The following is a 22237-nucleotide window of genomic DNA, read 5'->3' on the forward strand; positions in this document are numbered from 1 at the left end:
GGGCTGGTCGCGCAGTTGCCCGCGCCCCTTGCGGGGCGCTTCGTCTCGGGGCGTTGCAAGGGGCAAGGCACTTCAGAGAGCTCTACGGCGGCCTCGCCACAGAACAACCGCCGCCACCAGCAGTACGCCCCCCGAGCCGCCTGCCAGAGGCGCCGCCCAGTCCGTCGCGGTCGACGTCTTCGGCTCCGGGTCCGGGCCGGAGCCGAAGTACTCCTTGCCGTAGGAAGCCGACGTCAGGTTCTGCGTCTTCAGCCTTGCCGCGGCCTTGATGGCGGCCGCCGGGTCGATCATGCCGAAGCCGCGGGAGTCGTCGCGGCCGCCGGCGGGGGCGTCACGGGCGGTGTCCTCCAGGAGTTTCTTGATCTGGGCCGGGGTGAGCCCGGGGTGGGCGGCCTTGATCAGGGCCACGGCACCGGAGACGAAGGCGGACGCGGCACTCGTCCCCCAGCCCTCGTAGTACTTGTGGTCCGGGTCGGCGATGACGATGTCGACGCCGGGCGCGCTGACCGTGGCGTACCAGCGGCGGGTGGAGAACCCGGCGCGGGTTCCGAACTTGTCGACCGCGGTGGCGGCGATGACCCCCGGATAGGCGGCCGGGTAGGAGATGTGGTCGCCCTTGTCGCCGCCGTTGCCGGCCGAGGCGACGACCACGACGTCCTTCTTCAGCGCGTACTGGATGGCCTCGTCCTCGCTGGGCTCGGGGTGAGCGGAGTCCGAGTCGTCGCCGAGGGAGAGGTTGATGACGTCGGCGCCGTGGTCGGCGGCCCAGCGGATGCCCTCGGCGAGGGCGTTGCCCCGGGTGGAGCGGGCCTTGGCGCGGGCGCTGTCGCCGTCTTCGAGGATGACCCGGACGGGGAGGATCCTCGCCTCGGGCGCGACCCCCATCACACCGTCGCCGTAGCCGACGCCGTGGCCGTGACCGGCGATGATGCCGGCCATGGCGGTGCCGTGCCGGGCCCAGTCGCGGTCGCCAGGACCGGCGCCGAAGCCGATCATGTCCTTGGCGGCCAGGACGTTGCCGACGAGGTCCGGGTGGTCGGCCTCGACGCCGGTGTCCAGGACGGCGACGGTGATGCCCTTGCCCTTGGTGGTCCGCCAGGCCTCGTCGAGGTGCAGGGCGGACAGGCCCCACTGCTGGGCGCGGATGCTGTCCGCGTAGGCGGTCGTGGACGGCAGCAGGGCGAGCGAGCCGGCCAGCAGCAGGCTCACCGCGGCCCCGGTCGCGCGGCGCTTCATGAGGGCTTCTCCGTTGCCGTACCGACGATGTTCTGGCGCAGTCGCCGTTCGATGCGGTCCGCCAGGCCCTCCGCCTCGTTGCCGAGGCCCGCCTGGGCCGCGGCCGTGGTGGCGCCGGACGCCTCGGCGTCGGCTGCGGGCTGCGGGGTGTCGACGGTACGGCCGTCGGCCCAGCCGGAGACGGCGTAGGCGACGACCGGGGCGTCGGTGAGCACGGAGATCGTCCAGGATGCGCGCTGGTGCGGGCCGAACCGCTCGGCCGCGGTGTCCTTCGCGGCGTACGGGAGGGGCAGCAGGTCGGTACGGCGGTCCAGGTGCTCGCTCGCGAACCGCTTGGCGAGGGCGGTCATGCCGGCCGAGTCGGCCTTGGTGAACAGCAGGCCGACGGTCGTCACGTAGCTCTGGGTGGCGTCGGTGTAGGTGGCGCGGATCAGGCGCCGGCAGCCGACGGGAGCGAGGGCCTTGCGCAGCAGCGGGTCGAAGGCGCCGGAGCAGCCGCCGGCCGGGGCGACGGCGATCCGGGTCCAGGTGCGGTCGGCTCCGCCGGGGCCGGCGCCGGTGCCCTGCACGGTGCGCGGGAACAGCTCGTCGACCGGCACGTTGTGCCAGAGGCCGGAGGCGGAGCTGAAGCTGGTCGCCGCGCTCGCGTCACCGCCGCCGTCGACGATCCAGCCGCCGGTCACCGCGCCGCCGATGAGGCCGAGGCCGAGGACCATGCAGGCGGCGGCAGCGGCGGTACGGGGCGCCACGCGACCGGCCAGCGACAGCCCCCGCCCACGCTCGTCGTACCCCTCGGGCTCACCGAAGGTGACAACGGGCCGCCGGCGGCCGGGAGTTCCCGCGGAGGCGCTCCAGGACATCGAGGGGTCCGGGGCGGAGTGGAAGGGGTGGGGCGGCGGAGCGGTGTCCCGGTAGGAAGGCGGAGCGGGGGCGGCAGACGGCACGGGGGCGGCGGCCGGACGAGGCGGGGCCTGGGCGGGAGCGGCCGAGGGCCGTGGCGGTGCTCCCGCCGCCGGGCGCGCGGGAGCGTCGACGGCCGGGAACGCCGTACCGGTCGCCGACGCGACGGCGGAACGCGACTGGACCCCGTCGTCCGGCAGCCCCGCCGAACGCGGCGGACGGGCGGCGTCCGTGCCACCCGTCCGAGCCGGCGCCTCGGCACCCGGGACACCGGCTGCCGGAGCCACCGTGGGACGCGGCGGGGCGCCGGACGCCGGGATGCCGGCCGGACGCGAGGGCTCGCCGGACGCCGGGATGCCGGCCGGACGCGAGGGCTCGCCGGACGCCGGGATGCCGGCCGGACGCGAGGGCTCGCCGGACACCGGGATGCCGGCCGGACGCGAGGGCTCGCCGGACACCGGGATGCCGGCCGGACGCGAGGGCTCGCCGGATCCCGCGGGGCCCGTGGGAACGCCGGTCGACGCGCGCCCCGTCGGGGACGGTGCGGCGCCCGCCGCCGGAGGATGCGCGGGACGCGCGGGGGCACCGGCCGACGGAGGCCCGGCCGGGCGCGGCGGGGTGCCCGCCGTCGGGGCGGCCGTCGGGCGTGACGGCGCGTCGGTGGACGGCGGCTGGGCCGGCCGGGGTGGCGGCGGGACGGCCTTCGGGGGGCCCGTGGGGCGCGGCGGGGCGGTCGGGACGGGGAACGTCCGCAGGTGCGGGGTCCACGCGCTGCCCGGGTCCTGCGCGCCGACGGCGGTGGCCGGGTGGTCGCCGCGCGGCGGTTCGGGCCGGCGGTCCCCACTCGCGCCGGACGTGCCGGACGTACCCCCGGCGGTGTCGCCCGACGGCGCGGACGGCGCGGACGGCGTGCCCGGGCGTGCGGTCGAAGGCCCTGCGGCGGCACGGCGCTCGTCCGGCTCCGACGACGGCCTCGGCTCCGCCGCCGCGCGAAGGGGACGCGGCGGGGCGGCCGGCGCCGACCCGGAGTCCGCGCGACGGGGCGCCTGGGCCGAGCCGTACGACAGCCGGAACGGCGCGGTCCGCCCGGTCTCCCGCCCGGCGGACGGGGGCGATGAGGGCCGGCCCAAGTCCCGCTCCACGGACGCCGGCGGCCTCCCTCGGCCGCTCTCCCCGCCGGTGCCCTCGCCGGAGAACGCGGAGGGCGCCGGTGGCGTGTCCGGGAAGCGGGCCGAGGCCGGCGGTGGGGGCAGGGGTGCGGTGGCGGCGTTCCGGGGCGGCTGGTCCTGTGGGGGCCGGAGGCCGGGGTGGCGGGGCCGAACGATGCGTTCGGCGGACGTCGAGCGGGCGACCGCGCGGTCCCCCGCCCCCTGTTCGGCCTGCCCCACCGCACCGCCCCGACTCGTCCGGTCCTCACGACTCTGCTGCCCGCCGGGCCGTCCCGGCAGCTGGTCCTGCCCGGTGGTCCCGGCCCCACCGGTGGATACGTCCGGCCGCTGCGACCGGTTCATCCGGGCCGGCCGGTCGAAGAACCCGGGCCGGTCCGCCCGGCGGGACGCGTCGGCCGGGGCCCGGGTGTCGGCCGGGCCGGTGCCGCCGTTGCCCGGCCGCGCCCGGTCGGGTGTCGGCGCGGGCTCTCCGGTGGGCTCCGTCGGGGTGTGGTCGGGCGAGGGGCGTCGTGGGACGGGGGCGTGCCGCGGTTCGCCGCTCATGCGCCCCCCGTTTCCTCGTGCCCGGGCCAACTTCTCGTACGGGCCGTCGTGCTCCCCGGTGCGAAGGCGTCCGCCCCGGGCACGCATACCCGCACGCGCGGATCCGCATCCCGGCGCGGGTCAGGCGGCCGTGGCGTTCCGCCGTACGTGCGCGTCACTCTACGGGTTGTGCGAGCGCGAACGGCAACCAGTCCGCGGGCCCGCGGCATCTGCCCGGATCGTCCCCCTACCCTGCGGTAATCCTGTCTGGCAGGCTTCGTTCATGACTGCGCGCGCCGCCGACCGGGCCCGTTACGACCGGGCCACCGCCCACCTGGACGCCCCTCTCGCGATCGTCGATCTGGAGGCCTTCGACGCCAACGCGGACGACCTCGTGCGCCGGGCCGGCGGCAAGCCGATCCGGGTCGCGAGCAAGTCCGTGCGCTGCCGCCCCCTGCTGGAACGGGTGCTCGCGAAGGCGGGTTTCGCGGGGATCATGTCGTTCACGCTCGCGGAGTCGCTGTGGCTCGCGCGGTCGGGGTTCGACGACGTCCTGCTGGCGTACCCGTCCGCCGACCGGAGCGCGTTCGCCGAGCTGGCCGCCGATCCGAAGCTGGCGGCCGCCGTGACGGTGATGATCGACGACCCGGCGCACCTGGACCTGATCGACGCCGCCCGGGACGGCGGGGGCGAAGTGGTCCGGGTCTGCCTGGAGTTGGACACCTCGCTGAAGCTGTTCGGGGGCCGGGTGCGGGTCGGGGCCCGGCGCTCGCCGCTGTACTCCCCCGCCCAACTCGCGGACCTGGCGCGGACCGTGGTCCGGCGGCCGGGCTTCAAGCTGGTCGGGATCATGGGGTACGAGGGGCACATCGCCGGGGTCGGGGACGACGTCGCCGGCCGGCCGCTGCGCTCCCGCGCGGTGCGGCTGATGCAGGCCACGGCCCGCCGTGAGCTGGCCGAGCGGCGCGGCGCGGTGGTGCGGGCGGTCCGGGCGGTGGCGCCGGACCTGGAGTTCGTCAACGGCGGCGGCACGGGCAGTGTGCAGACCACGGCGGCGGAGGACGCGGTCACCGAGATAGCGGCCGGGTCGGGCCTGTATGTGCCGCGTCTCTTCGACAACTACACGTCGTTCACCGGCCGTCCGGCCGCGCTCTTCGCCATGCCGGTGGTACGGCGGCCCGGTGTGGGGGTCGTGACCGTCCTCGGCGGCGGCTACCCGGCCTCGGGCGTCGCGGGACCGGACCGGCTCCCGGTGCCGTACCTGCCCGAGGGGCTGTCGTACGACTCCCAGGAGGGCCCCGGCGAGGTGCAGACCCCGCTGCTCGGCTCGGCGGCGGACGACCTGCTGATCGGCGACAAGGTGTGGTTCCGGCACGCCAAGGCGGGCGAGCTGTGCGAGCGGTTCGCGGAGCTGCAGCTGGTCGAGGGCGACCGGGTGACGGCGACGGTGCCCACGTACCGGGGCGAAGGTCACACCTTCCTGTGACCGGCAGGCCGCTAACCGGCCGGGCGGATCCCTCTCGTGATCTTGTCCATGTCGGCCAGCGGCGGCCCGTCCGGGCCCGCGTCGAAGACGAACCGGACGACGACGGGGGCCGGCACGCCGGTGTCGGAGGGGAAGGCCAGGGACTGGACGTAGCCGCCGGGTCCGTCGGCCGTCCGGACCCGCCAGCGCACCAGGTAGCCGTCGCGGCCCGCCACCGCGACCCGGCCGGACTTGACGACCTGGTGGGACCGGATGCCGCCGTAGGGCCGCCGGCCGCCGGGATCGTGGCCGTAGGCCGCGTCGGCCGCGTCGGGTACGTCCCGTTCGGCGACGGTGCGCGGGGAGGCGCCGTCGGCGCTGCCCGCCGTGCGGCTGATGACCTGGCCGTGCCGGCACCGGCCGGTGTGGGCCGGGCAGGCGTAGGTGCCGTCGGTGGTCATCACGACGTCGTCCTGGGCGAGGTAGGAGGAGCCGGTCCAGCCGGCCGGGACCGGCAGGCTGATGCCGTTGAGCTGGTCGACGACGAGGGACGGGGGCGCCGCCGCGCTGGGGGCGGCGCGGACGGTGGTGTCGGTTCGGCCGCGCGCCTCGTCGGTACGGAGCACGGTCGCGCCGGAGACTATCGCCGTCGCCAGCACGGCCGCGGCCGACGTGAGCGCGACCGCCCTGGCCCGCCCGGACGTCCGCGCCGCCGGGGTGGGCGGCGCGGGGAGGCCGGACGGGGTGCGCCGGTGCTCGGTCCAGGCCCGTCCGTCCCACCAACACTCCAGGTGCGGGGCCTCGGGGTCGGCGTACCAGCCGGGCGGCGGCGTCATGCTCACTCCCGCACTGTAGGGCGGGGGTGGGGGGTCCGTACACGGACTCCTAGAGGGGCGTGACGTACGCCCCGGAGATCCCGCCGTCCACCAGAAAGTCGCTGGCGTTGACGAAGGAGGAGTCGTCGCTGGCCAGGAAGGCGACGGCGGCGGCGATCTCCTCGGCCTCGGCGAACCGGCCGAGCGGGATGTGGACCAAGCGGCGGGCGGCCCGCTCGGGGTCCTTGGCGAACAGCTCCTGCAGGAGCGGGGTGTTGACCGGTCCCGGGCACAGCGCGTTGACGCGGATGCCCTCCCGGGCGAACTGCACGCCCAGTTCACGGGACATGGCCAGAACTCCGCCCTTGGAGGCGGTGTACGAGATCTGCGAGGTCGCCGCTCCCATCCTCGCCACGAACGACGCCGTGTTGATGATGGAGCCCTTGCCCTGCTGCCGCATGTAGGGGATGGCGGCCTTGCAGCACAGGTAGACGGAGGTGAGGTTGACCTCCTGGACGCGCTTCCAGGCCTCGAGTCCCGTCTCCAGGATGGAGTCGTCGTCGGGCGGTGAGATACCGGCGTTGTTGAAGGCGATGTCGACGCTGCCGTAGGTGTCGAAGGCGGTCTTGAACAGGGCATCGACCTGTTCGGCGTCGGTGACGTCGACCTTCACGAAGAGCCCGCCGACCTCCTCGGCGGCGGCTTTGCCGCGGGTCTCGTCGACGTCGGCGCAGACGACGTTGGCGCCCTCGGAGGCCAGCCGCCGCGCGGTGGCCAGGCCGATGCCACTGCCGGCTCCGGTGATGACGGCGGTACGGCCGACGAGCCGTCGGCAGACGATGTCAGAGGCCTCAGGGGTCTCAGAGGTCTCGGGGGTCTCCGAGGTCTCGGGGGTCTGAGCGGTCACTGTGCGGGGCCCTCCGTGCTGATGAAGACGTTCTTGGTTTCGGTGAAGGCGGTGAGGGCGTCCGGGCCGAGCTCGCGGCCGATCCCCGACTGCTTGAAGCCGCCGAAGGGGGTCCAGTAGCGGACGCTGGAGTGGGAGTTGACGGACAGGTTGCCTGCCTTGACGGCCTGGGAGACACGCAGGGCGCGGCCGACGTCACGGGTCCAGATCGAGCCGGAGAGGCCGTACTCGGTGTCGTTCGCGAGGCGGACGGCCTCGGTCTCGTCGTCGAAGGGGAGGACCACGGCGACGGGTCCGAAGACCTCCTCGGCGGCCACGCGCGCGTGCGGGTCGACGCCGGTGAGGACGGTCGGCGGGAACCAGAAGCCGGGGCCCTCGGGGGCCTTGCCGCGGATGCCGGGCGCGTCGGCGTCGACGTAGGAACGGACCCGTTCCAGCTGGGCCCTGGAGATCAGCGGGCCCATGTCCGTCGTCTCGTCGGCCGGGTCGCCGACGGTCACGGATTCGACGGCGGGGGTGAGGAGCTCCAGGAAGCGGTCGTACACGCTCCGCTGGACGAGGATGCGGGTGCGGGCGCAGCAGTCCTGGCCGGAGTTGTCCAGGAAGGACATGGGGGCCGCTGCCGCCGCGGCCTCGATGTCGGCGTCGGCGAAGACGAGGTTGGGGCTCTTGCCGCCGAGTTCGAGGGTGACGCGCTTCACCTGGTCGGCACAGAGCGCCATGATGCGCTTGCCGACGCGGGTGGAGCCGGTGAACACGATCTTGGCGACGCCCGCGTGTGTCACGAGCGCCTCGCCGGCGATGTCGCCGCGGCCGGGCAGCACCTGGAAGAGGTGCTCGGGAAGGCCTGCCTCCAGGGCGAGTTCGGCGAGGCGGAGGCCGGTGAGCGGGGTGGTCTCGGCGGGCTTGAGGACCACGGCGTTGCCGGCGGCGAGGGCGGGGGCGGTGCCCCAGGCCGCGATGGGCATGGGGAAGTTCCAGGGGGCGATGACGCCGACCACTCCGAGGGGTTCGAGGAGGGTGACGTCGAGGCCGCCGGGGACCGGGATCTGACGGCCGGTCAATCGCTCCACTCCCCCGGCCGCGTAGTCGAGCAGGTCCCGGACGTTGCCGGCCTCCCAGCGGGCGTTGCCGACGGTGTGGCCGGCCTCCCGGACCTCCAACCGGGCGAGCTCCTCCTGGTGTTCGTCGACGACGACGGCGAACCGGCGCAGCAGCCGGGCCCGTTCGCCGGGTGAGAGGGCGGCCCACCGCTCCTGGGCCCGCGCGGCCCGGCGGACGGCGGTGTCGACGTCCGCCTCCACAGCGCCGGGGACGGTCGCGATCACCTCCTCCGTGGCCGGGTTGAGGACGTCGAGTTCGTACTGCTGTTGCTGCGACAAGGGGTGCCTCACATGCGTTCGAAGGAGCGGCGCAGCTCCCAGTCGGTCACCGCGGCGTCGAAGGCCTCCAGCTCGACGCGGGCCATGTTGCGGTAGTGCGCGACGACCTCGTCCCCGAAGGCGGCTTTCGCGACGGGGCTGTTCTCCCAGAGCTCGGCCGCCTCGCGGAGGGTGGTCGGGACGTGTGCGAAGTCGCCGGTGTAGGCGTTGCCGGGGCAGGCCTCGGGCAGTTCCAGCCGCTGCTCGATGCCGTACAGCCCAGCCGCGATCAGACCTGCCACGGCGAGGTGCGGGTTGACGTCGCCGCCGGGCAGCCGGTTCTCGAAGCGCAGGGAGCGGCCGTGGCCGACGACGCGCAGCGCACAGGTGCGGTTGTCCTGGCCCCAGGCGACGGCGGTCGGCGCGAAGGAGCCCGGCTGGAACCGCTTGTAGCTGTTGATGTTGGGGGCGTACAGGAGCGAGAAGTCGCGGAGGGCGGCGAGCTGTCCGGCGAGGAAGTGCCGCATCACGTCGGACATGCCGTGCCCGTCGGCGAACACGTTGCGGCCGTCCGCGTCCGTCAGCGACAGGTGGATGTGGCAGGAGTTGCCCTCCCGCTCGTTGTACTTGGCCATGAAGGTGAGCGAGACGCCCTCCTGGGCGGCGATCTCCTTGGCACCGGTCTTGTAGATGGCGTGCTGGTCGCACGTGACCAGGGCCTCGTCGTAGCGGAAGGCGATCTCGTGCTGCCCGGGGTTGCACTCGCCCTTGGCGGACTCGACGGTCAGTCCGGCCCCCGCCATCTCGTTGCGGATCCGGCGCAGCAGCGGCTCGATCCGGCCGGTCCCGAGCACCGAGTAGTCGATGTTGTACTGGTTGACCGGGGTCAGCCCCCGGTAGTTCGCGTCCCAGGCCGCCTCGTAGGTGTCCTTGAACACGATGAACTCCAGCTCCGTACCGACCTGTGCGGTGTAGCCGAGTTCGGCGAGGCGCTCCAGCTGGCGGCGGAGGATCTGCCGGGGCGCGGCGACGACCGGGGAGCCGTCGTTCCAGGCGAGGTCGGCGATGAGCATCGCCGTGCCCGCGTTCCACGGCACGCGGCGGAGGGTGGAGAGGTCTGGGTGCATGGCGAAGTCGCCGTAGCCGCGGTCCCAGGAGGACATGGCGTAGCCGTCGACGGTGTTCATCTCGGTGTCGACGGCGAGGAGGTAGTTGCAGCCCTCGGTGCCGTGGCGCAGGACCTCGTCGAGGAAGAAACGGGCGGCGAACCGCTTGCCCTGCAGTCGCCCTTGCATGTCGGGGAAGGCCAGGACGACAGTGTCGATCTCACCGCTCGCGACGAGAGTGTGCAGCTCCTCGACGCTCAGCGGGGGTGTGCGGTCTGCCACGGGAGCTCCTTCGGCTGGCGATGTGCTGCTGCGGCCGGACGGGGAGCTCTAAGGTATTGAAGAGAACCATTGCTTGGGAAGGGGGTACGGCCATATGTCGCTGGACGCGGACGGCGCCCTCGACGACCCGTTGACGCCGGTGCTGCGACCGGTGCGGGCGGGCAACGGCTTCGAGGAGGCGCTGGAGCAGATCCTGCAGGTGGTCCGGCTGGGCCTGGTCCCGGGCGGCGAGCGGCTGCCCGCCGAGCGGGTGCTGGCGGAGCGGCTCGGGATCAGCCGGGTGACGCTGCGCGAGGTCCTGAAGGTGCTCCAGGACCAGGGGCTGGTGGAGTCCCGGCGCGGGCGCTACGGCGGGACGTTCGTGCTGCCGCGCACGGACGCCGGCGGTGAGGACGAGCTGCGGCGCCGGATCACCGAGGTCGACATCGAGGACGTGCTGCGCTTCCGGGAGGTCCTGGAGGTGGGCGCGGCGGGCCTGTGCGCGGCGCACGGCCTGACCGGCGAGCAGGCGCTCCGCCTCCGCGAGGCGCTGGCCCGCACCCACGAGGCACCGCTGGCCGACTACCGCCGCCTGGACACCCTGCTCCACCTCACGATCGCCGAACTGTGCGGCTCCCCCTCCCTGACCGCCCAGTACGCGGCGGTACGGGCCACGGTCAACGACCTCCTGGACTGCATCCCGCTCCTGGTCCGCAACCTGGAGCACTCGCAGCGCCAGCACATCGCACTGGTGGAGGCGGTGCTGGACGGGGACGCGGACGGCGCGCGGGAGATGATGCGGGAGCACTGCGCGGGGACGGCCGCGCTGCTGCGGGGCTTTCTGGCGTAATGGCCGCCGCCCATGCCATAAAGGTATTCGCGCACACCTTTGTGACTCGGGAGGGGTCCATGACCGGACGGCCGCTGATCGGCGTGAGCACGTACCTGGAGGCGGGGGCCCGCTGGGGTGTCTGGGAGCTGGAGGCGGCCCTGCTGCCGGCCGGCTACCCGCGCCTGGTGCAGCGGGCGGGCGGCCTGGCGGCGATGCTGCCTCCCGACGCGCCGGAGCATGCGGCGGCGACGGTGGCCCGGCTGGACGGCCTGGTGATCGCGGGCGGCCCGGACGTGGAGCCGGTCCGTTACGGCGCCGAGCCCGATCCCCGAACCGGCCGGCCCGCCCGGGTCCGGGACGCCTGGGAGCTGGCCCTGATCGACGCGGCGCTGACCACGGGGGTGCCGCTGCTCGGGATCTGCCGGGGCATGCAGCTGCTGAACGTCGCGCTGGGCGGCACGCTGGTGCAGCACATCGACGGGCATGCGGAGGTGCCGGGGGTGTTCGGCCGCCACCCGGTCAAGCCGGTCCCCGGCACCCTGTACGCCGGGACGGTTCCGGAGGAGGCGTCGGTCCCGACCTTCCACCACCAGGCGGTGGACCGTCTCGGGGCGGGCCTCGTGGCGTCGGCGTACGCGGCGGACGGCACGGTCGAGGCGGTCGAGCTGCCCGCCGGGCACGGGTGGGTCCTCGGGGTGCAGTGGCATCCGGAGATGGGGGACGATCTGCGGGTCATGCGCGCGCTGGTCGCCGCCGCGTCGGGGTCCTGAGGGGAGCTCTCGCCCCCGCCGCCCCTACCCGTCCCGTCCTCCAGGGGCAAGGGGACCGGGGGTGCAGGGGGCGGCGCCTTCTGGGGGTCAGGTGCGGGTCAGGGTCAGAAGGTCGCGGGCCGGGCCGGTTGGGCGGTGGCCGGTCGGCCAGACGGCTCGGAGGGCGCGGCGGAGGGCGATGCCCTCCAACGGGATGCTGACCAGCCGCCGCATCGACAGCTCCTCGCCCACCGCCAGTTCGCTGAGGACCGCGGGGCCCGCGCCGCTGACCGCCGACGCCTTCACGGCCGTGGTCGAGGACAGTTCGATCAGCGGGCGGGCCAGGCCGCCCAGCGCGGCGTCGAGGACCTGGCGGGTGCCGGAGCCGCGTTCGCGCAGGATCAGCGGGGTCGCCGCCAGTTCCGCCGCGGCGAGCGGGCGCCGGCGGCGGGCCCAGGGGTGGGCGGGGGCGACCACGACGATCAGCCGGTCGTGGGCTATCACCGCCGAGTCCAGGCCGTGCGGGACCGTCAGGCCCTCCACGAAGCCGAGGTCCGCCTCGTCCGCGAGCAGCCGTTCCGCCACCGCCGCCGAGTTGCCGGCGAGCAGGGACACCGCCGTGTCGGGGCGCTGGGCGCGCAGCGCGAGCAGCCAGCCGGGGAGCAGGTACTCGGCGATGGTCATGCTCGCCGCGACCCGCAGCCGCGAGTCCCGCCGGTCCCGGAGCGCCTGGGTCCCCGCGTCGAAGGCCTCCGCCGCCTCCACCACCCGCCGCGCCCAGTCGGTCACCAGCGCCCCCGCGTCGGTGAGCCGGGAGCCGCGCGGTGAGCGGTCGACCAGGGCCACGCCCAGCTGCCGCTCCATGGACCGGATGCGGCTGCTGGCCGCCGGCTGGGTGATGCCGACCTCCCGCGCCGCCGCCCCCAGGCTGCCCAGCCGCGCCACCGCCAGCAGCAGCTCCAGCGCGCCGAGGTCCGGCACCCGGTGCGCCAGTGTGCCGCCGCCCGACCGTTCCGCCGTCTCGCTCATAAGACCAGCTTATGTCCCCATAGAAACGGACTCCCTGGTCGCGGCCCCGAAGCGGCGGGACCGTGGAGCCATGGTCACCGCAGTCCGGCATCTCGGCCCCAACTGGTACGCGTCCGTCATGGGCACCGCGGCCCTCGCCCTCGGCGGCGCCGCGCTCGGCGCCGACGGCCCGCGCGAACTCCTCACCGGCGTCTGGGCGCTCTCCCTGCTGCAGCTCCTGGTCCTGCTGGCCGCCCGTGCCCTGCACTGGGCCCACCACCGCGACCAGGCCCTCGCCCACCTCCGCGACCCCGCGGTCGCCCCCTTCTACGGCTGCCTGGCGATGGCGCTGCTCGCCGTCGGCGCCGGTGCCCTCGCCCTCGGGCAGGACTGGATCGGCGAGCCGGCCGCCGTCGCGCTCGACTCGGTGCTGTTCGTCGCCGGTACCGCCGTGGGACTCGTGGCCGCCGTCGCCGTGCCGTACCTGCTGGCCGTACGGCACCGGGTCGAGCCCGGTCAGGCCTCCCCGGCCTGGCTGCTGCCGCTGGTGGCGCCGATGGTGTCGGCCGCGGTGGGCCCGCAGCTGATCCCGCATCTGCCGCCCGGGCAGCCGCGCGAGGCCCTGCTCTACGGCTGCTTCGCACTCTTCGGGCTGAGCCTGCTGGCCACGCTGCTGATGCTGACGCTCGTCTTCGCCCGGCTGGTCACCGGCGGCCCGCTGCCGCTCGCGCTGACGCCGACGGTCTTCCTGGTGCTGGGCCCGCTCGGGCAGTCCACGACGGCGGTGGGTGCCTTCGCGGACCTCGCCCCGGGGGTCGTACCGGCGCCGTACGCGGCCGGCTTCGGTCTCCTCGCCGTGCTGTACGGGGTTCCGGTCATGGGGTTCGCCCTGTTCTGGCTGGCGCTGGCGGCCGCGCACGTGGTGCGGGCCCGGCGGCACGGGATGCGGTTCGCCATGACGTGGTGGGCCTTCACCTTCCCGGTGGGCACGTGCGTCACGGGGGCCGCCGCGCTCGGGCGGCACACCGGGTTCGCCGGGTACCACTGGCTGGCGGTGGGTCTGTACGGCCTGCTCGTCGCCGGCTGGCTCGCGGCCGCCTCCGGCACCGTACGCGGGCTGCTCAGCGGAGAGCTGCTCGCAGCGCCTCGCCCAGCACCCGCGGCGCCTCGGCCAGTGACGGTCCGTACCACGTCAGGTGCCGTCCACTGAGCAGCGCGCACGGCAGCCCGGGGAACGCCTCCGGGCCGTCGGCGGCGGTGAAGCGGTAGGGCTCGTCCGGGAGGACGACCAGGTCGGGGCCCGCGTCCCGGAGTCCGTCGAGCGGGATGCGGGGGTAGCGCCCGGGGTGGTCTCCGAAGAGGTTGCGTACGCCGAGCCTTGCCAGCACGTCACCCGCGAAGGTGTCCCTGCCCAGGACCATCCACGGCCGCCGCCAGATCGGTACGACCGCGGTGGCAGCGGGCTCGGGCAGCAGTGCCGACCACGACTCCTCCGCCTCGTCCAGCCAGCGGGGGCGGCCGTGCGCGCCGCACGCGGCCAGCACCCGGGCCAGCTCGCGGAAGGCCTGCGGCACGTCCCGCACCTCCGTGACCAGGACCTCCACGCCGGCGGTGCGCAGGGCGTCCAGGTCGGGGGCGCGGTTCTCCTCCTCGTTGGCGATCACCAGGTCGGGGGTGAGGGCGAGGACGCGGTCGAGGGCGGGGTTCTTGGTGCCGCCGACGCGGGGGAGGCCGAGGCCGGCGGGGTGGGTGCACCAGTCGGTGACGCCGACGAGGACCTCGGGGACCGTTTCTGCGATCGCCTCGGTGAGGGAGGGAACCAGGGAGACCACGCGCCGTGGTGCTCTGTCGGTCCGTTGTGGTTGCGCGTGCGGTTCCCCGCGCCCCCTGCGGAGCGCTCCGGAGTGGGGCGACTCGGAACCGGGGACGTCAGCGCTGGCGATCGTGGACTGCCTCGATGTGCTCCGCCACCGCGACCACGACGACCCGGGTGTCCGGGACCGTCGCGCGCCAGCGGTGGCGTACTCCGCCGGTGAGGTAGAGGGTGTCGCCGCGGCCCAGGCGGTAGGCGCGTCCCTCGGCCTCGACCTCCACGGCGCCGTCGGCGACGTACATCAACTCGTCGTTGCGGTGCTGGAATTCGCGGCCGGGTTCGTGGTCGCCGGTGAATTCCGAGGCGTGCAGCTGGTGGTGACCGCGGACCAGGGAACGCACCCGGGGCGCGAAGTCCGGCTCGGACGTGTCGTCGGCGCGCACGACGTCGACGCTGCACGCCGGGTCGGCGGCGGCGAGGAGTTCGACGGCCGTGGTGCGCAGGGCGTCGGCGAGCTTCTCCAGGGAGGTGCGGCTGGGACGGGCCCTGTCGTTCTCGACCTGGCTCAGGAAGGGCACCGACAGGCCACTGCGTTCGGCCACGACGGCGAGGGTGAGCTCCAGCGCACGGCGGCGCCGCCGGACTGCCGCGCCCACCCGCACGGGCTGCTGGTCTTTGTGGTCGCCCATCGCTCCGGCTCCCTCCTTCGCTCGTCGTTCCGTCCTTCGGGTGCCCGGCTCGGGCCGGACCCCTCCTGACGGGTTCTCTGCACCCTACGCATGTTCGGCAAACCGTTTCAGGCGGCCGTCACATCCCTGTCACGTCCGGTGAGCGCGACCCTCACAGTTCGCGCCAGTGCCCGAGCTCGGCGGACTGACCGGGCGCGGGCTCTTCCTCCGCGACGAACACGCCGACCGGGCGGGCCGGACGGCCGTCGGATCGGTCAGCAGTACGGCCGACGGACCGGCGAGGGCGCGGCTCCCGCGGGGGTGCGCGCCCTGTCAGGACGCGGGGGCGCCCCAGGGGTTCAATGCGCGAGCGGTCGCCGATGTTCCCGGCGGCGCCCCGGGCGCGGAGTGGCTGTTCGGGGCGGTGCTCCGGGCAGGTCCGCCGGGCGCGCAAGTCCCGCGGAGTGCACCGGAGTTGCGGCCCGCTCCACCGTGTCCTGGTGTACCGCGGCGAGGTCGGGGGTGACCTCGGCGCGCGTGGACGGCGTGGTGGCGCGTCGAACGCACGGTCGGCCGATCCGGCGGCAGGACGGAAAGGCTTGGGCAGTGCCGTAGCGCTATGTGGTTGGCCGGATCCTTCTCGTAGACGAGGGCCGCCGCACCGGCCGGTCGCTGTCGGTGCCGTACGGCATGATGCCTGGCGTGACCGCACGACTGATGCTTCTCGACACCGCCTCGCTGTACTTCCGCGCCTACTTCGGCGTCCCGGACTCCGTGAAGGCGCCGGACGGCACGCCGGTGAACGCCGTACGCGGGCTGCTGGACTTCATCGACCGGCTGGTCAAGGACCACCGGCCGGACCTGCTGGTGGCCTGCATGGACGCGGACTGGCGGCCGCACTGGCGGGTCGACCTCATCCCCTCCTACAAGGCGCACCGGGTCGCCGAGGAGCGCGAGACGGGACCGGACGAGGAGGAGGTGCCGGACACCCTCTCCCCGCAGGTGCCGGTCATCGAGGAGGTACTGGACGCGCTCGGCATCGCCCGGGTCGGCGTCGCCGGGTACGAGGCCGACGACGTGATCGGCACCTTCACCGCACGCGCCGCGGGCCCGGTGGACATCGTCACCGGCGACCGCGACCTCTACCAGCTGGTGGACGACGCGCGCGGGGTGCGGGTGCTGTACCCGCTCAAGGGTGTCGGCACGCTGCAGATGACGGACGAGGCGTGGCTGCGCGAGAAGTACGGGGTGGACGGAGGCGGGTACGCGGACCTGGCGCTGCTGCGCGGCGACCCGAGCGACGGGCTGCCCGGGGTGCCCGGCATCGGCGAGAAGACGGCCGCGAAGCTCCTCGCCGAGTTCGGCGACCTGCCCGGGATCATGGCCGCGGTCGACGATCCGAAGGCGAAGCTCACGCCGTCGCAGCGCAAGCGGCTGGACGAGGCCCGGCCGTACGTCGCCGTGGCGCCGAAGGTGGTCCGGGTCGCCGACGACGTACCGCTGCCTGAGGTCGACACGGTTCTGCCGAAGTCCCCGCGGGACCCGGCGCGCCTGGACACCCTCGCCGCCCGCTGGGGCCTGGGTGGCTCACTGAACCGCCTGCTGGCGACACTGGAAGCCTGACCACGCCTGCCCCGAAGGAATCCCCGAAGGAATCCACGGAGGAATCCCGAAGGAATTGTTCCGGCAAAGCCCGCCCATCAAGTGTTCATGGAAGAGGTGTTCACTGGGAAAGAGGTGCTAACTTAGGTAAACCTAACCATTGAGCAGGGAGGTCGGTCATGGCAGAGCGCCCGGGACGTAAGCCGCGCAAGCCCCATTCCGCTCAGGTGGTGCGCACCGAGCGGCTGAGCCCGCACATGCAGCGCGTGGTCCTCGGCGGTGACGGGCTGGCCGGTTTCGCCGCGGACACCTGCACTGATCACTACGTGAAACTCCTCTTCGGGCCGGCGGGCGTCACCTATCCGGAGCCCTTCGACCTGGAGCGGATCAGGGCCGAGTTCCCCCGTGAGCACTGGCCGGTGACCCGGACCTACACCGTGCGCTCCTGGAATCCCGAACACCGGGAGCTGACCCTGGACTTCGTGGTGCACGGCGACGAGGGCCTGGCCGGGCCGTGGGCCTGCCGTGTCCAGCCCGGCGAGACCGTGCGCTTCATGGGCCCCGGCGGCGCCTACGCTCCCGACACGGAGGCCGACTGGCATCTGCTCGCCGGAGACGAGAGCGCGCTGCCCGCCATCGCCCGTGCGCTGGAGTCCCTGCCGGCCGGGGCGAAGGCCTTCGCCTTCGTCGAGGTCGCCGGCCCCGGGGAGGAGCAGAAGATCGACTCCGACGTGGAGGTCGTCTGGCTGCACCGGGGCGGGCGGCCGGTCGGCGAGGCCCTGGTCGCCGCCGTACGGGCGCTGGACTTCCCGGAGGGCCGGGTGCACGCCTTCGTGCACGGCGAGGCGAGCTTCGTGAAGGAACTGCGGGCGCTGCTGCGGGTGGAGCGCCAGATCCCGCGCGAGGACCTGTCGATCTCCGGCTACTGGCGTCTCGGGCACAACGAGGACGGCTGGCAGGCCTCCAAGCGGGAGTGGAACGCCCGGATCGAGGAGGAGCAGGAGGGCGACGCCGCCGCCGCGTGAGCCGACTGGCGGCACCTCAGGAGAAGGTGCCGCCACCCGTTGCCGGTCACTCCGGCCGCCGGTACCGCGTGCCGGTCACACCGACCGCTGGTACGACCTGAAGGTCCTGATCGACAGCCACACGGCCGCCACCGCCAGCGCCAGCAGCGCCCCGCCGCGGCCGAGCACCCCGCCCCAGTCGGGGTCCGCCGACAGCGCCGAACGGCTCGCCACCATCGCCCAGTTGAGCGGGTTGAAGTCGGCGATGTGCCGCATCCAGCCGGGCATCTGGGACGGTGCCATGAAGGCGCTGGACAGGAAGGTCAGCGGGAGCAGCAGGAAGGTGTTGATCCCGATGATCGACTCCCGCTCGCGCACCAGCATGCCGAGCGCGTTGGACAGCGCGCCGAAGATCGTGCCGAGCAGCACGGCCGACACCAGCAGGACGGCTATGCCGCCGGCCCCGCCGGGGTAGTCGGCGCCGCCCAGCAGGCCGAGCAGCACGATGATCAGCGACTGGCCGGCGGTGACCAGGCCGTTGTTCACCACGTTGCCGTTCATCAGCGCGGCCCTGCTGACCGGTGTGGTCAGGAAGCGGTTGAGGGTGCCGCGCTGGATCTCCTCCAGGGTGCCCATGCCCGCCCACATGTTGGAGCTGAGCGCGCTCATCACGACCACGCCCGGCACCAGGTAGTCGAGGTAGGAGGTGGTGCCGAAGCCACCCAGCTCGACGACCTTCTTGAACAGGTTGCCGAACAGGAACAGCCAGATCACCGGCTGGATCAGGGTGATGACGGCGAACGCGGGCTGCCGGGCGAACACCACGAGCTGACGCCGGGTCATGTACCAGGTCTGGGAGACGGCGTTGCTCATCGGGCACCTCCGGCCAGGGCGAGGGAACCGGCGGTGTCGGCGTCGGCGTAACGACGGCCCGCGTAGCGCAGGTAGACGTCGTCGAGGGAGGGCCGGGCGACGGTCGCGGCGACCACGGTCACCCCGGCCCGCTCCAGCGCGGCCAGCAGCGCCGGCATCGCGGCCGCCCCGTCGTCGGCGCGGGCGCTGATCCGGCGCCCGTCGAACAGCGCCTCGCGCACGCCCGGCAGTCCGGTCAGCGCGCCCGTGAGCAGGGTGCGGCCGGCTTCCCCGGGCGCCTCGCGCAGCTCCACGTGGACGGCGTCGCCGCGCAGTTCGCCCTTGAGGGAGTCCGGGGTGCCCTCGACCACGACCCGGCCGCGGTCGACGATCGCGATCCGCTCGGCGAGCCGGTCGGCCTCCTCCAGGTAGTGCGTGGTGAGCAGGATGGTCAGGCCCTCCTGGCCGGCCAGCCGGCCGATCTCGTCCCACATCGCGGTGCGCGCCTCGGGGTCGAGACCGGTGGTGGGCTCGTCGAGGAAGAGCACCTCGGGGCGGTGGACCAGGCCGAGGGCCACGTCGAGCCGGCGCCGCATGCCGCCGGAGTAGCCCTTGACCTGGCGGCCGGCGGCGTCGCTGAGGGTGAAGCGGTCCAGCAGCTCGTCGACCCGTCGGTTCAGCGCGGCCCCGCGCAGGCCGTAGAGCCTGCCCTGGAGCTGGAGGTTCTCCCGGCCGGTGGCGACGGGGTCGGCGCCGGAGTTCTGGGCGACCACGCCGATCGCGCGGCGCACCCGGTCCGGGTGGCGCAGCACGTCGTGTCCGGCCACGGTGGCGGTGCCGGAGTCGGGGCGGGCCAGGGTCGTGAGGATCTTGACGGTGGTGGACTTGCCGGCGCCGTTGGGCCCGAGGAGCCCGAAGACGGTGCCGGATTCGACGGTGACGTCCATGCCGTTGAGGGCGGTGACGTCGTGGGGATAGGTCTTGATCAGCTGGCGCGCCTGCACTGCGGGCGCACGGGTGTTCATGACAGGGCTCTCCTGAATGAGCGGATGACAGCTGATCCGCCTGAGGAGCACCGGGCTATCCTGGGTGTGCCGCACCTCGATCGCCCGGATCTACCTCTCGGCGGGTTCAGCTCGGGGTTCGAGACCCTGGCGGGGCTGCTGCAACAGCTCCGCCGGGGTCTGTTCCTGTTACCGGTCCGCCTCCGTGAACTCCGGCGGGACTTCGCCGGTCTCGTGGTACCGGCGCCATTCCTCGACGCCCGGCAGCGAACCGTCCTGCATCTCCCGCACGAAGCCGCGGACCCATTCGGTCTGCGCTTCCAGCATGTGCAGGTGGTATTCGACCTCGACGACGAACAGTCGGGGCAGGGTCTCGTGCAGCTTCTCCAGCACGGCCCGGCCGCCGGTGACCTCGACCTCCAGGGTGCTGAGCCGATCCTCCAGCAGACGCTCGACCTCGTCGGGCGGCAGGGCGCCCATCAGCGAGAGCGCCGTCTCGAAGATCGGGTACTCCTTCACCGGGACGGCCATCAGGTCGGACAGCCAGTGGACCATCTCCTCACGCCCGGCGCCGGTGATGCCGTAGACCGTGCGCTCCGGGCGGTTGCCCTGCCGCTCCACGTCGGCCACCTCGACGAAGCCGTGCTTCTCCAGGTTCTGCATGACCGTGTAGAGCGACCCGTAGTTGATCCGGGTGCTGGTGTCCTTGCCCTGACGGCGCATGGTCTGGGCGATCTCGTACGGATGCATCGGACCCTGCAGGAGGGTCGTCAGCACGACGAGGGCCAGAGGATTGCTGAGCTTGCGCCGCTTCACCGCCATGCCGACCACCTCGCTTCCGAATATCCGTGACCGAACATATCGCGTCCCCACGGCGTACGTCAATACTCACGATGTATCGCGTCTGAAGCTATCGCGCAAGGACGTGAGGACTTGGGACCGCCCCGGACACGCCCGTGTGACGCCTTCGAAACAGCGCGTCCCTAATTTCTGTCGCCCGACAGGAAATCGGCCTGACAGGCAGGTACCGCCGTGACGACCATCGACGACCACTCCCTGAGGGAGTCCGACGACCGCTCCCTGGAGGAGTTCGGCTACCGCCAGGAGCTGCATCGCAGCCTCGGCCGGTACGCCTCGTTCGCCGCCGGGTTCTCCTTCATCTCCGTGCTGACGACCGTCTTCCAGTTCTTCGCCTTCGGGTACGCCTTCGGCGGCCCGGTCTTCTTCTGGGCCTGGCCGGCCGTCCTGGTCGGCCAGTTGCTGGTGGCCGCGTGCTTCGCCGAACTGGCCGGCCGCTACCCGATCTCCGGCGCCATCTACCAGTGGTCCTCCCGCCTGTCGAACCCGTCCTTCGGCTGGTTCGCCGGCTGGATCATGGTGATCGGGCAGGTCGTGGTGGTCGCGGCGGCCGCGCTCGCCCTCCAGATGGTGCTGCCCGCGCTGTGGTCCGGCTTCCAGCTGATCGGCACGGACACCGCGGTGACCTCGGCCGACGGGGCCGCCAACGCAGCCGTGCTGGGCGTCGTCCTGCTGGTGCTCACCACCCTCGTGAACATCATGGACAACCGGGTGATGTCCGTGATCAACCGGGTCGGGGTGACCGCCGAGATCATCGGCGCGGTACTGATCATCGTGCTGCTGCTCACCCACTCCGAGCGCTCCCCCGGCATCACGTTCCACACCGGTACGGCCGCCGAGGGCGGTCTGCTGGGCGCCCTCCTGGTCGGCTCGTTCACGGCCGCCTACGTGATGATCGGCTTCGACAGCGCGGGCGAGATGAGCGAGGAGACCCACCACCCGCGGCGCACGGCACCGCGCACGATCCTCACGGCGCTGACCGCCGCGGGCCTGCTCGGCGGCCTGGTCATCCTGGGCGGCCTGCTGGCCGCGCCCAGCCTGACCGACGGGCACCTCGGGGTCGACGGGCTCAGCTACGTCCTCACCAGCAGCCTCGGCGACGGGGTGGGCCGGGTACTGCTGGCCGACGTGGTGGTGGCCATCGCGGTGGCGACGCTGGCGATCCAGACCGCGGCCTCGCGGATGCTGTTCTCCATGGCGCGGGACGGGCAGCTGCCGTTCGCCGAGCGGCTGGCGCGGGTGAATCCGCGCACCGGGATGCCGGGGGCGCCGGCCGTGGTGGTGGGGGTGCTGGCCGCCGTACTGCTGTTGCTCAACTTCGCGTCGCCGGACGCGTTCCTGGCGATCGGGACCACGTGCATCGTGATGCTGTACCTCGCGTACGCGATGGTGACCGGGCCGCTGCTGGTGCGGCGGCTGCGCGGGGAGTTCCGGGCCGAGGGGACGGACGAGACCGGGGCGCCGCTGTTCTCGCTGGGGCGGTGGGGGGTGCCGGTGAACGTGGTCGCGCTGCTGTACGGGCTTGCGATGACCGTGAATCTGGCGTGGCCCCGGGAGGCCGTGTACGACCCCAGTGGGGGGCACTGGTACTTCCGGTGGTTCACCGTGTTGTTCCTGGTCGGGACGGTGGTGGTGGGCGGCGTGTGGAGGCTCACCCGGGCGGAGTCGCGCAGTGCGGTCGCTGTGCCGGAGGCTGTGGCGTAGTGGTCGGGTGCGGGTGGGTGGGGGCTGGTCGCGCCCACGCGGCGGAGCCGCAGGCCGACACAGCCCCGCGCCCCCAGGAAGGGGGCACTCCCGTAGCCTTGGCTGCACATGAGACGCAAGACCCCAGCCCCGCCCTCTCCCCTCCCCCAGCGCCAGGGGGTGGACCCCGTGCGGGTCCGGTTGCCCTTCTCCGACGGCTGGGCCACGGTCGGTGACTATCTGATCGAGCGGCTCTCCGGAGCCGCACCCGGCGAAGTCGCCGCGATGCTGGACTCAGGGCTCGTCGTGGGGGGGGGGGGGGAAAAACACCCCCCCCCCCCCCCCCCCCCCCCCCCCCCCCCCCCCCCCCCCCCCCCCCCCCCCCCCCCCCCCCCCCCCCCCCCCCCCCCCCCCCCCCCCCC

The 22237-nt window shown here is 73.7% G+C and carries 19 protein-coding genes; 7 read left to right on the plus strand and 12 right to left on the minus strand.

Going from position 1 to position 22237, the window contains the following annotated elements:
- Positions 1 to 72: 72 nt before the first annotated feature.
- Both mycP and ACZ63F_RS36065 read right to left on the minus strand, forming a co-directional pair.
- Complete coding sequence (mycP, locus tag ACZ63F_RS36060; RefSeq protein WP_469717667.1) at positions 73 to 1236, minus strand: type VII secretion-associated serine protease mycosin; 1164 nt, start codon at positions 1234 to 1236, stop codon at positions 73 to 75.
- Complete coding sequence (locus tag ACZ63F_RS36065) at positions 1233 to 3848, minus strand: hypothetical protein (RefSeq protein ID WP_469717669.1); 2616 nt, start codon at positions 3846 to 3848, stop codon at positions 1233 to 1235. The genes mycP and ACZ63F_RS36065 overlap by 4 nt, the downstream gene beginning before the upstream one ends.
- A 262-nt stretch (positions 3849 to 4110) precedes the next feature.
- On the opposite strand from ACZ63F_RS36065, the gene ACZ63F_RS36070 reads away from it, so the two are divergent.
- Positions 4111 to 5313, plus strand: coding sequence for an amino acid deaminase/aldolase (locus ACZ63F_RS36070; protein ID WP_469717671.1), 1203 nt, complete (start codon positions 4111 to 4113; stop codon positions 5311 to 5313).
- 11 nt (positions 5314 to 5324) lie between these two features.
- Here ACZ63F_RS36070 and ACZ63F_RS36075 read toward each other — a convergent pair whose 3' ends face one another.
- The 4 genes from ACZ63F_RS36075 to ACZ63F_RS36090 all read right to left on the minus strand — a co-directional run bounded on the left by ACZ63F_RS36075 (position 5325) and on the right by ACZ63F_RS36090 (position 9763).
- Positions 5325 to 6128, minus strand: a complete 804-nt coding sequence (locus tag ACZ63F_RS36075) for a DUF2510 domain-containing protein (protein ID WP_469717700.1) — start codon at positions 6126 to 6128, stop codon at positions 5325 to 5327.
- Positions 6129 to 6177: 49 nt separating this feature from the next.
- Positions 6178 to 6948 carry a 3-oxoacyl-ACP reductase gene (locus tag ACZ63F_RS36080; protein ID WP_351959010.1) on the minus strand — a complete coding sequence of 257 codons (771 nt, stop codon included), beginning with the start codon at positions 6946 to 6948 and terminating at the stop codon, positions 6178 to 6180.
- Between the two features lie 62 nt (positions 6949 to 7010).
- Positions 7011 to 8396 carry an aldehyde dehydrogenase family protein gene (locus tag ACZ63F_RS36085; protein ID WP_469717672.1) on the minus strand — a complete coding sequence of 462 codons (1386 nt, stop codon included), beginning with the start codon at positions 8394 to 8396 and terminating at the stop codon, positions 7011 to 7013.
- 8 nt (positions 8397 to 8404) lie between these two features.
- Entirely contained in the window at positions 8405 to 9763 is a 1359-nt protein-coding gene (locus ACZ63F_RS36090; RefSeq protein WP_469717674.1) for a glutamine synthetase family protein, read from the minus strand.
- Positions 9764 to 9857: 94 nt separating this feature from the next.
- Here ACZ63F_RS36090 and ACZ63F_RS36095 point away from each other — a divergent pair, with 94 nt between their 5' ends.
- Both ACZ63F_RS36095 and ACZ63F_RS36100 read left to right on the plus strand, forming a co-directional pair.
- On the plus strand, positions 9858 to 10592 hold the full coding sequence (locus ACZ63F_RS36095; protein ID WP_181807830.1) for a FadR/GntR family transcriptional regulator: 735 nt from the start codon (positions 9858 to 9860) through the stop codon (positions 10590 to 10592).
- A 59-nt stretch (positions 10593 to 10651) separates the two neighbouring features.
- Positions 10652 to 11344 (plus strand): gamma-glutamyl-gamma-aminobutyrate hydrolase family protein, encoded by a 693-nt coding sequence (locus tag ACZ63F_RS36100; RefSeq protein ID WP_469717675.1) that lies wholly within the window; start codon positions 10652 to 10654, stop codon positions 11342 to 11344.
- 87 nt (positions 11345 to 11431) lie between these two features.
- Here ACZ63F_RS36100 and ACZ63F_RS36105 read toward each other — a convergent pair whose 3' ends face one another.
- Complete coding sequence (locus tag ACZ63F_RS36105) at positions 11432 to 12352, minus strand: LysR family transcriptional regulator (RefSeq protein WP_469717676.1); 921 nt, start codon at positions 12350 to 12352, stop codon at positions 11432 to 11434.
- A gap of 70 nt (positions 12353 to 12422) precedes the next feature.
- On the opposite strand from ACZ63F_RS36105, the gene ACZ63F_RS36110 reads away from it, so the two are divergent.
- Entirely contained in the window at positions 12423 to 13541 is a 1119-nt protein-coding gene (locus tag ACZ63F_RS36110; RefSeq protein ID WP_469717678.1) for a TDT family transporter, read from the plus strand.
- Here the strand turns inward: ACZ63F_RS36110 and ACZ63F_RS36115 are convergent.
- Positions 13453 to 14163 carry a helical backbone metal receptor gene (locus tag ACZ63F_RS36115; protein WP_469717679.1) on the minus strand — a complete coding sequence of 237 codons (711 nt, stop codon included), beginning with the start codon at positions 14161 to 14163 and terminating at the stop codon, positions 13453 to 13455. The two genes, ACZ63F_RS36110 and ACZ63F_RS36115, sit on opposite strands and share 89 nt — an antisense overlap.
- Before the next feature lie 97 nt (positions 14164 to 14260).
- Positions 14261 to 14833, minus strand: coding sequence for a helix-turn-helix domain-containing protein (locus ACZ63F_RS36120; RefSeq protein ID WP_352365082.1), 573 nt, complete (start codon positions 14831 to 14833; stop codon positions 14261 to 14263).
- A gap of 672 nt (positions 14834 to 15505) precedes the next feature.
- On the opposite strand from ACZ63F_RS36120, the gene ACZ63F_RS36125 reads away from it, so the two are divergent.
- Together ACZ63F_RS36125 and ACZ63F_RS36130 are read left to right on the plus strand one after the other, a co-directional pair.
- The gene (locus ACZ63F_RS36125; protein ID WP_469717704.1) at positions 15506 to 16435 is read left to right on the plus strand and encodes a 5'-3' exonuclease; all 930 of its coding nucleotides are present in this window, start codon (positions 15506 to 15508) and stop codon (positions 16433 to 16435) included.
- A gap of 158 nt (positions 16436 to 16593) precedes the next feature.
- Positions 16594 to 17439, plus strand: coding sequence for a siderophore-interacting protein (locus tag ACZ63F_RS36130; RefSeq protein ID WP_469717681.1), 846 nt, complete (start codon positions 16594 to 16596; stop codon positions 17437 to 17439).
- 75 nt (positions 17440 to 17514) lie between these two features.
- On the opposite strand, the gene ACZ63F_RS36135 is transcribed toward ACZ63F_RS36130, so the two are convergent.
- From ACZ63F_RS36135 to ACZ63F_RS36145, 3 genes are all read right to left on the minus strand, one after another.
- On the minus strand, positions 17515 to 18291 hold the full coding sequence (locus ACZ63F_RS36135; RefSeq protein WP_469717683.1) for an ABC transporter permease: 777 nt from the start codon (positions 18289 to 18291) through the stop codon (positions 17515 to 17517).
- On the minus strand, positions 18288 to 19295 hold the full coding sequence (locus ACZ63F_RS36140) for an ATP-binding cassette domain-containing protein (RefSeq protein WP_469717685.1): 1008 nt from the start codon (positions 19293 to 19295) through the stop codon (positions 18288 to 18290). The genes ACZ63F_RS36135 and ACZ63F_RS36140 overlap by 4 nt, the downstream gene beginning before the upstream one ends.
- 168 nt (positions 19296 to 19463) lie before the next feature.
- Positions 19464 to 20096, minus strand: a complete 633-nt coding sequence (locus ACZ63F_RS36145) for a PadR family transcriptional regulator (RefSeq protein ID WP_469717687.1) — start codon at positions 20094 to 20096, stop codon at positions 19464 to 19466.
- 210 nt (positions 20097 to 20306) lie between these two features.
- Between ACZ63F_RS36145 and ACZ63F_RS36150 the strand changes: the two genes are divergently transcribed.
- Entirely contained in the window at positions 20307 to 21836 is a 1530-nt protein-coding gene (locus tag ACZ63F_RS36150; RefSeq protein ID WP_469717688.1) for an amino acid permease, read from the plus strand.
- Positions 21837 to 22237 lie beyond the last annotated feature (401 nt).

The organism is Streptomyces sp. NPDC104761, from assembly GCF_055583445.1.

Bases quoted from the DNA above. Each gene is read 5' to 3' on its own strand.
- ACZ63F_RS36095 (WP_181807830.1), top strand. From the start codon at position 9,858: ATGTCGCTGGACGCGGACGGCGCCCTCGACGACCCGTTGACGCCGGTG.
- mycP (WP_469717667.1), bottom strand. From the start codon at position 1,236: ATGAAGCGCCGCGCGACCGGGGCCGCGGTGAGCCTGCTGCTGGCCGGC.
- ACZ63F_RS36125 (WP_469717704.1), top strand. From the start codon at position 15,506: ATGCCTGGCGTGACCGCACGACTGATGCTTCTCGACACCGCCTCGCTG.
- ACZ63F_RS36065 (WP_469717669.1), bottom strand. From the start codon at position 3,848: ATGAGCGGCGAACCGCGGCACGCCCCCGTCCCACGACGCCCCTCGCCC.
- ACZ63F_RS36110 (WP_469717678.1), top strand. From the start codon at position 12,423: ATGGTCACCGCAGTCCGGCATCTCGGCCCCAACTGGTACGCGTCCGTC.
- ACZ63F_RS36105 (WP_469717676.1), bottom strand. From the start codon at position 12,352: ATGAGCGAGACGGCGGAACGGTCGGGCGGCGGCACACTGGCGCACCGG.
- ACZ63F_RS36070 (WP_469717671.1), top strand. From the start codon at position 4,111: ATGACTGCGCGCGCCGCCGACCGGGCCCGTTACGACCGGGCCACCGCC.
- ACZ63F_RS36075 (WP_469717700.1), bottom strand. From the start codon at position 6,128: ATGACGCCGCCGCCCGGCTGGTACGCCGACCCCGAGGCCCCGCACCTG.
- ACZ63F_RS36120 (WP_352365082.1), bottom strand. From the start codon at position 14,833: ATGGGCGACCACAAAGACCAGCAGCCCGTGCGGGTGGGCGCGGCAGTC.
- ACZ63F_RS36100 (WP_469717675.1), top strand. From the start codon at position 10,652: ATGACCGGACGGCCGCTGATCGGCGTGAGCACGTACCTGGAGGCGGGG.
- ACZ63F_RS36145 (WP_469717687.1), bottom strand. From the start codon at position 20,096: ATGGCGGTGAAGCGGCGCAAGCTCAGCAATCCTCTGGCCCTCGTCGTG.
- ACZ63F_RS36130 (WP_469717681.1), top strand. From the start codon at position 16,594: ATGGCAGAGCGCCCGGGACGTAAGCCGCGCAAGCCCCATTCCGCTCAG.
- ACZ63F_RS36140 (WP_469717685.1), bottom strand. From the start codon at position 19,295: ATGAACACCCGTGCGCCCGCAGTGCAGGCGCGCCAGCTGATCAAGACC.
- ACZ63F_RS36135 (WP_469717683.1), bottom strand. From the start codon at position 18,291: ATGAGCAACGCCGTCTCCCAGACCTGGTACATGACCCGGCGTCAGCTC.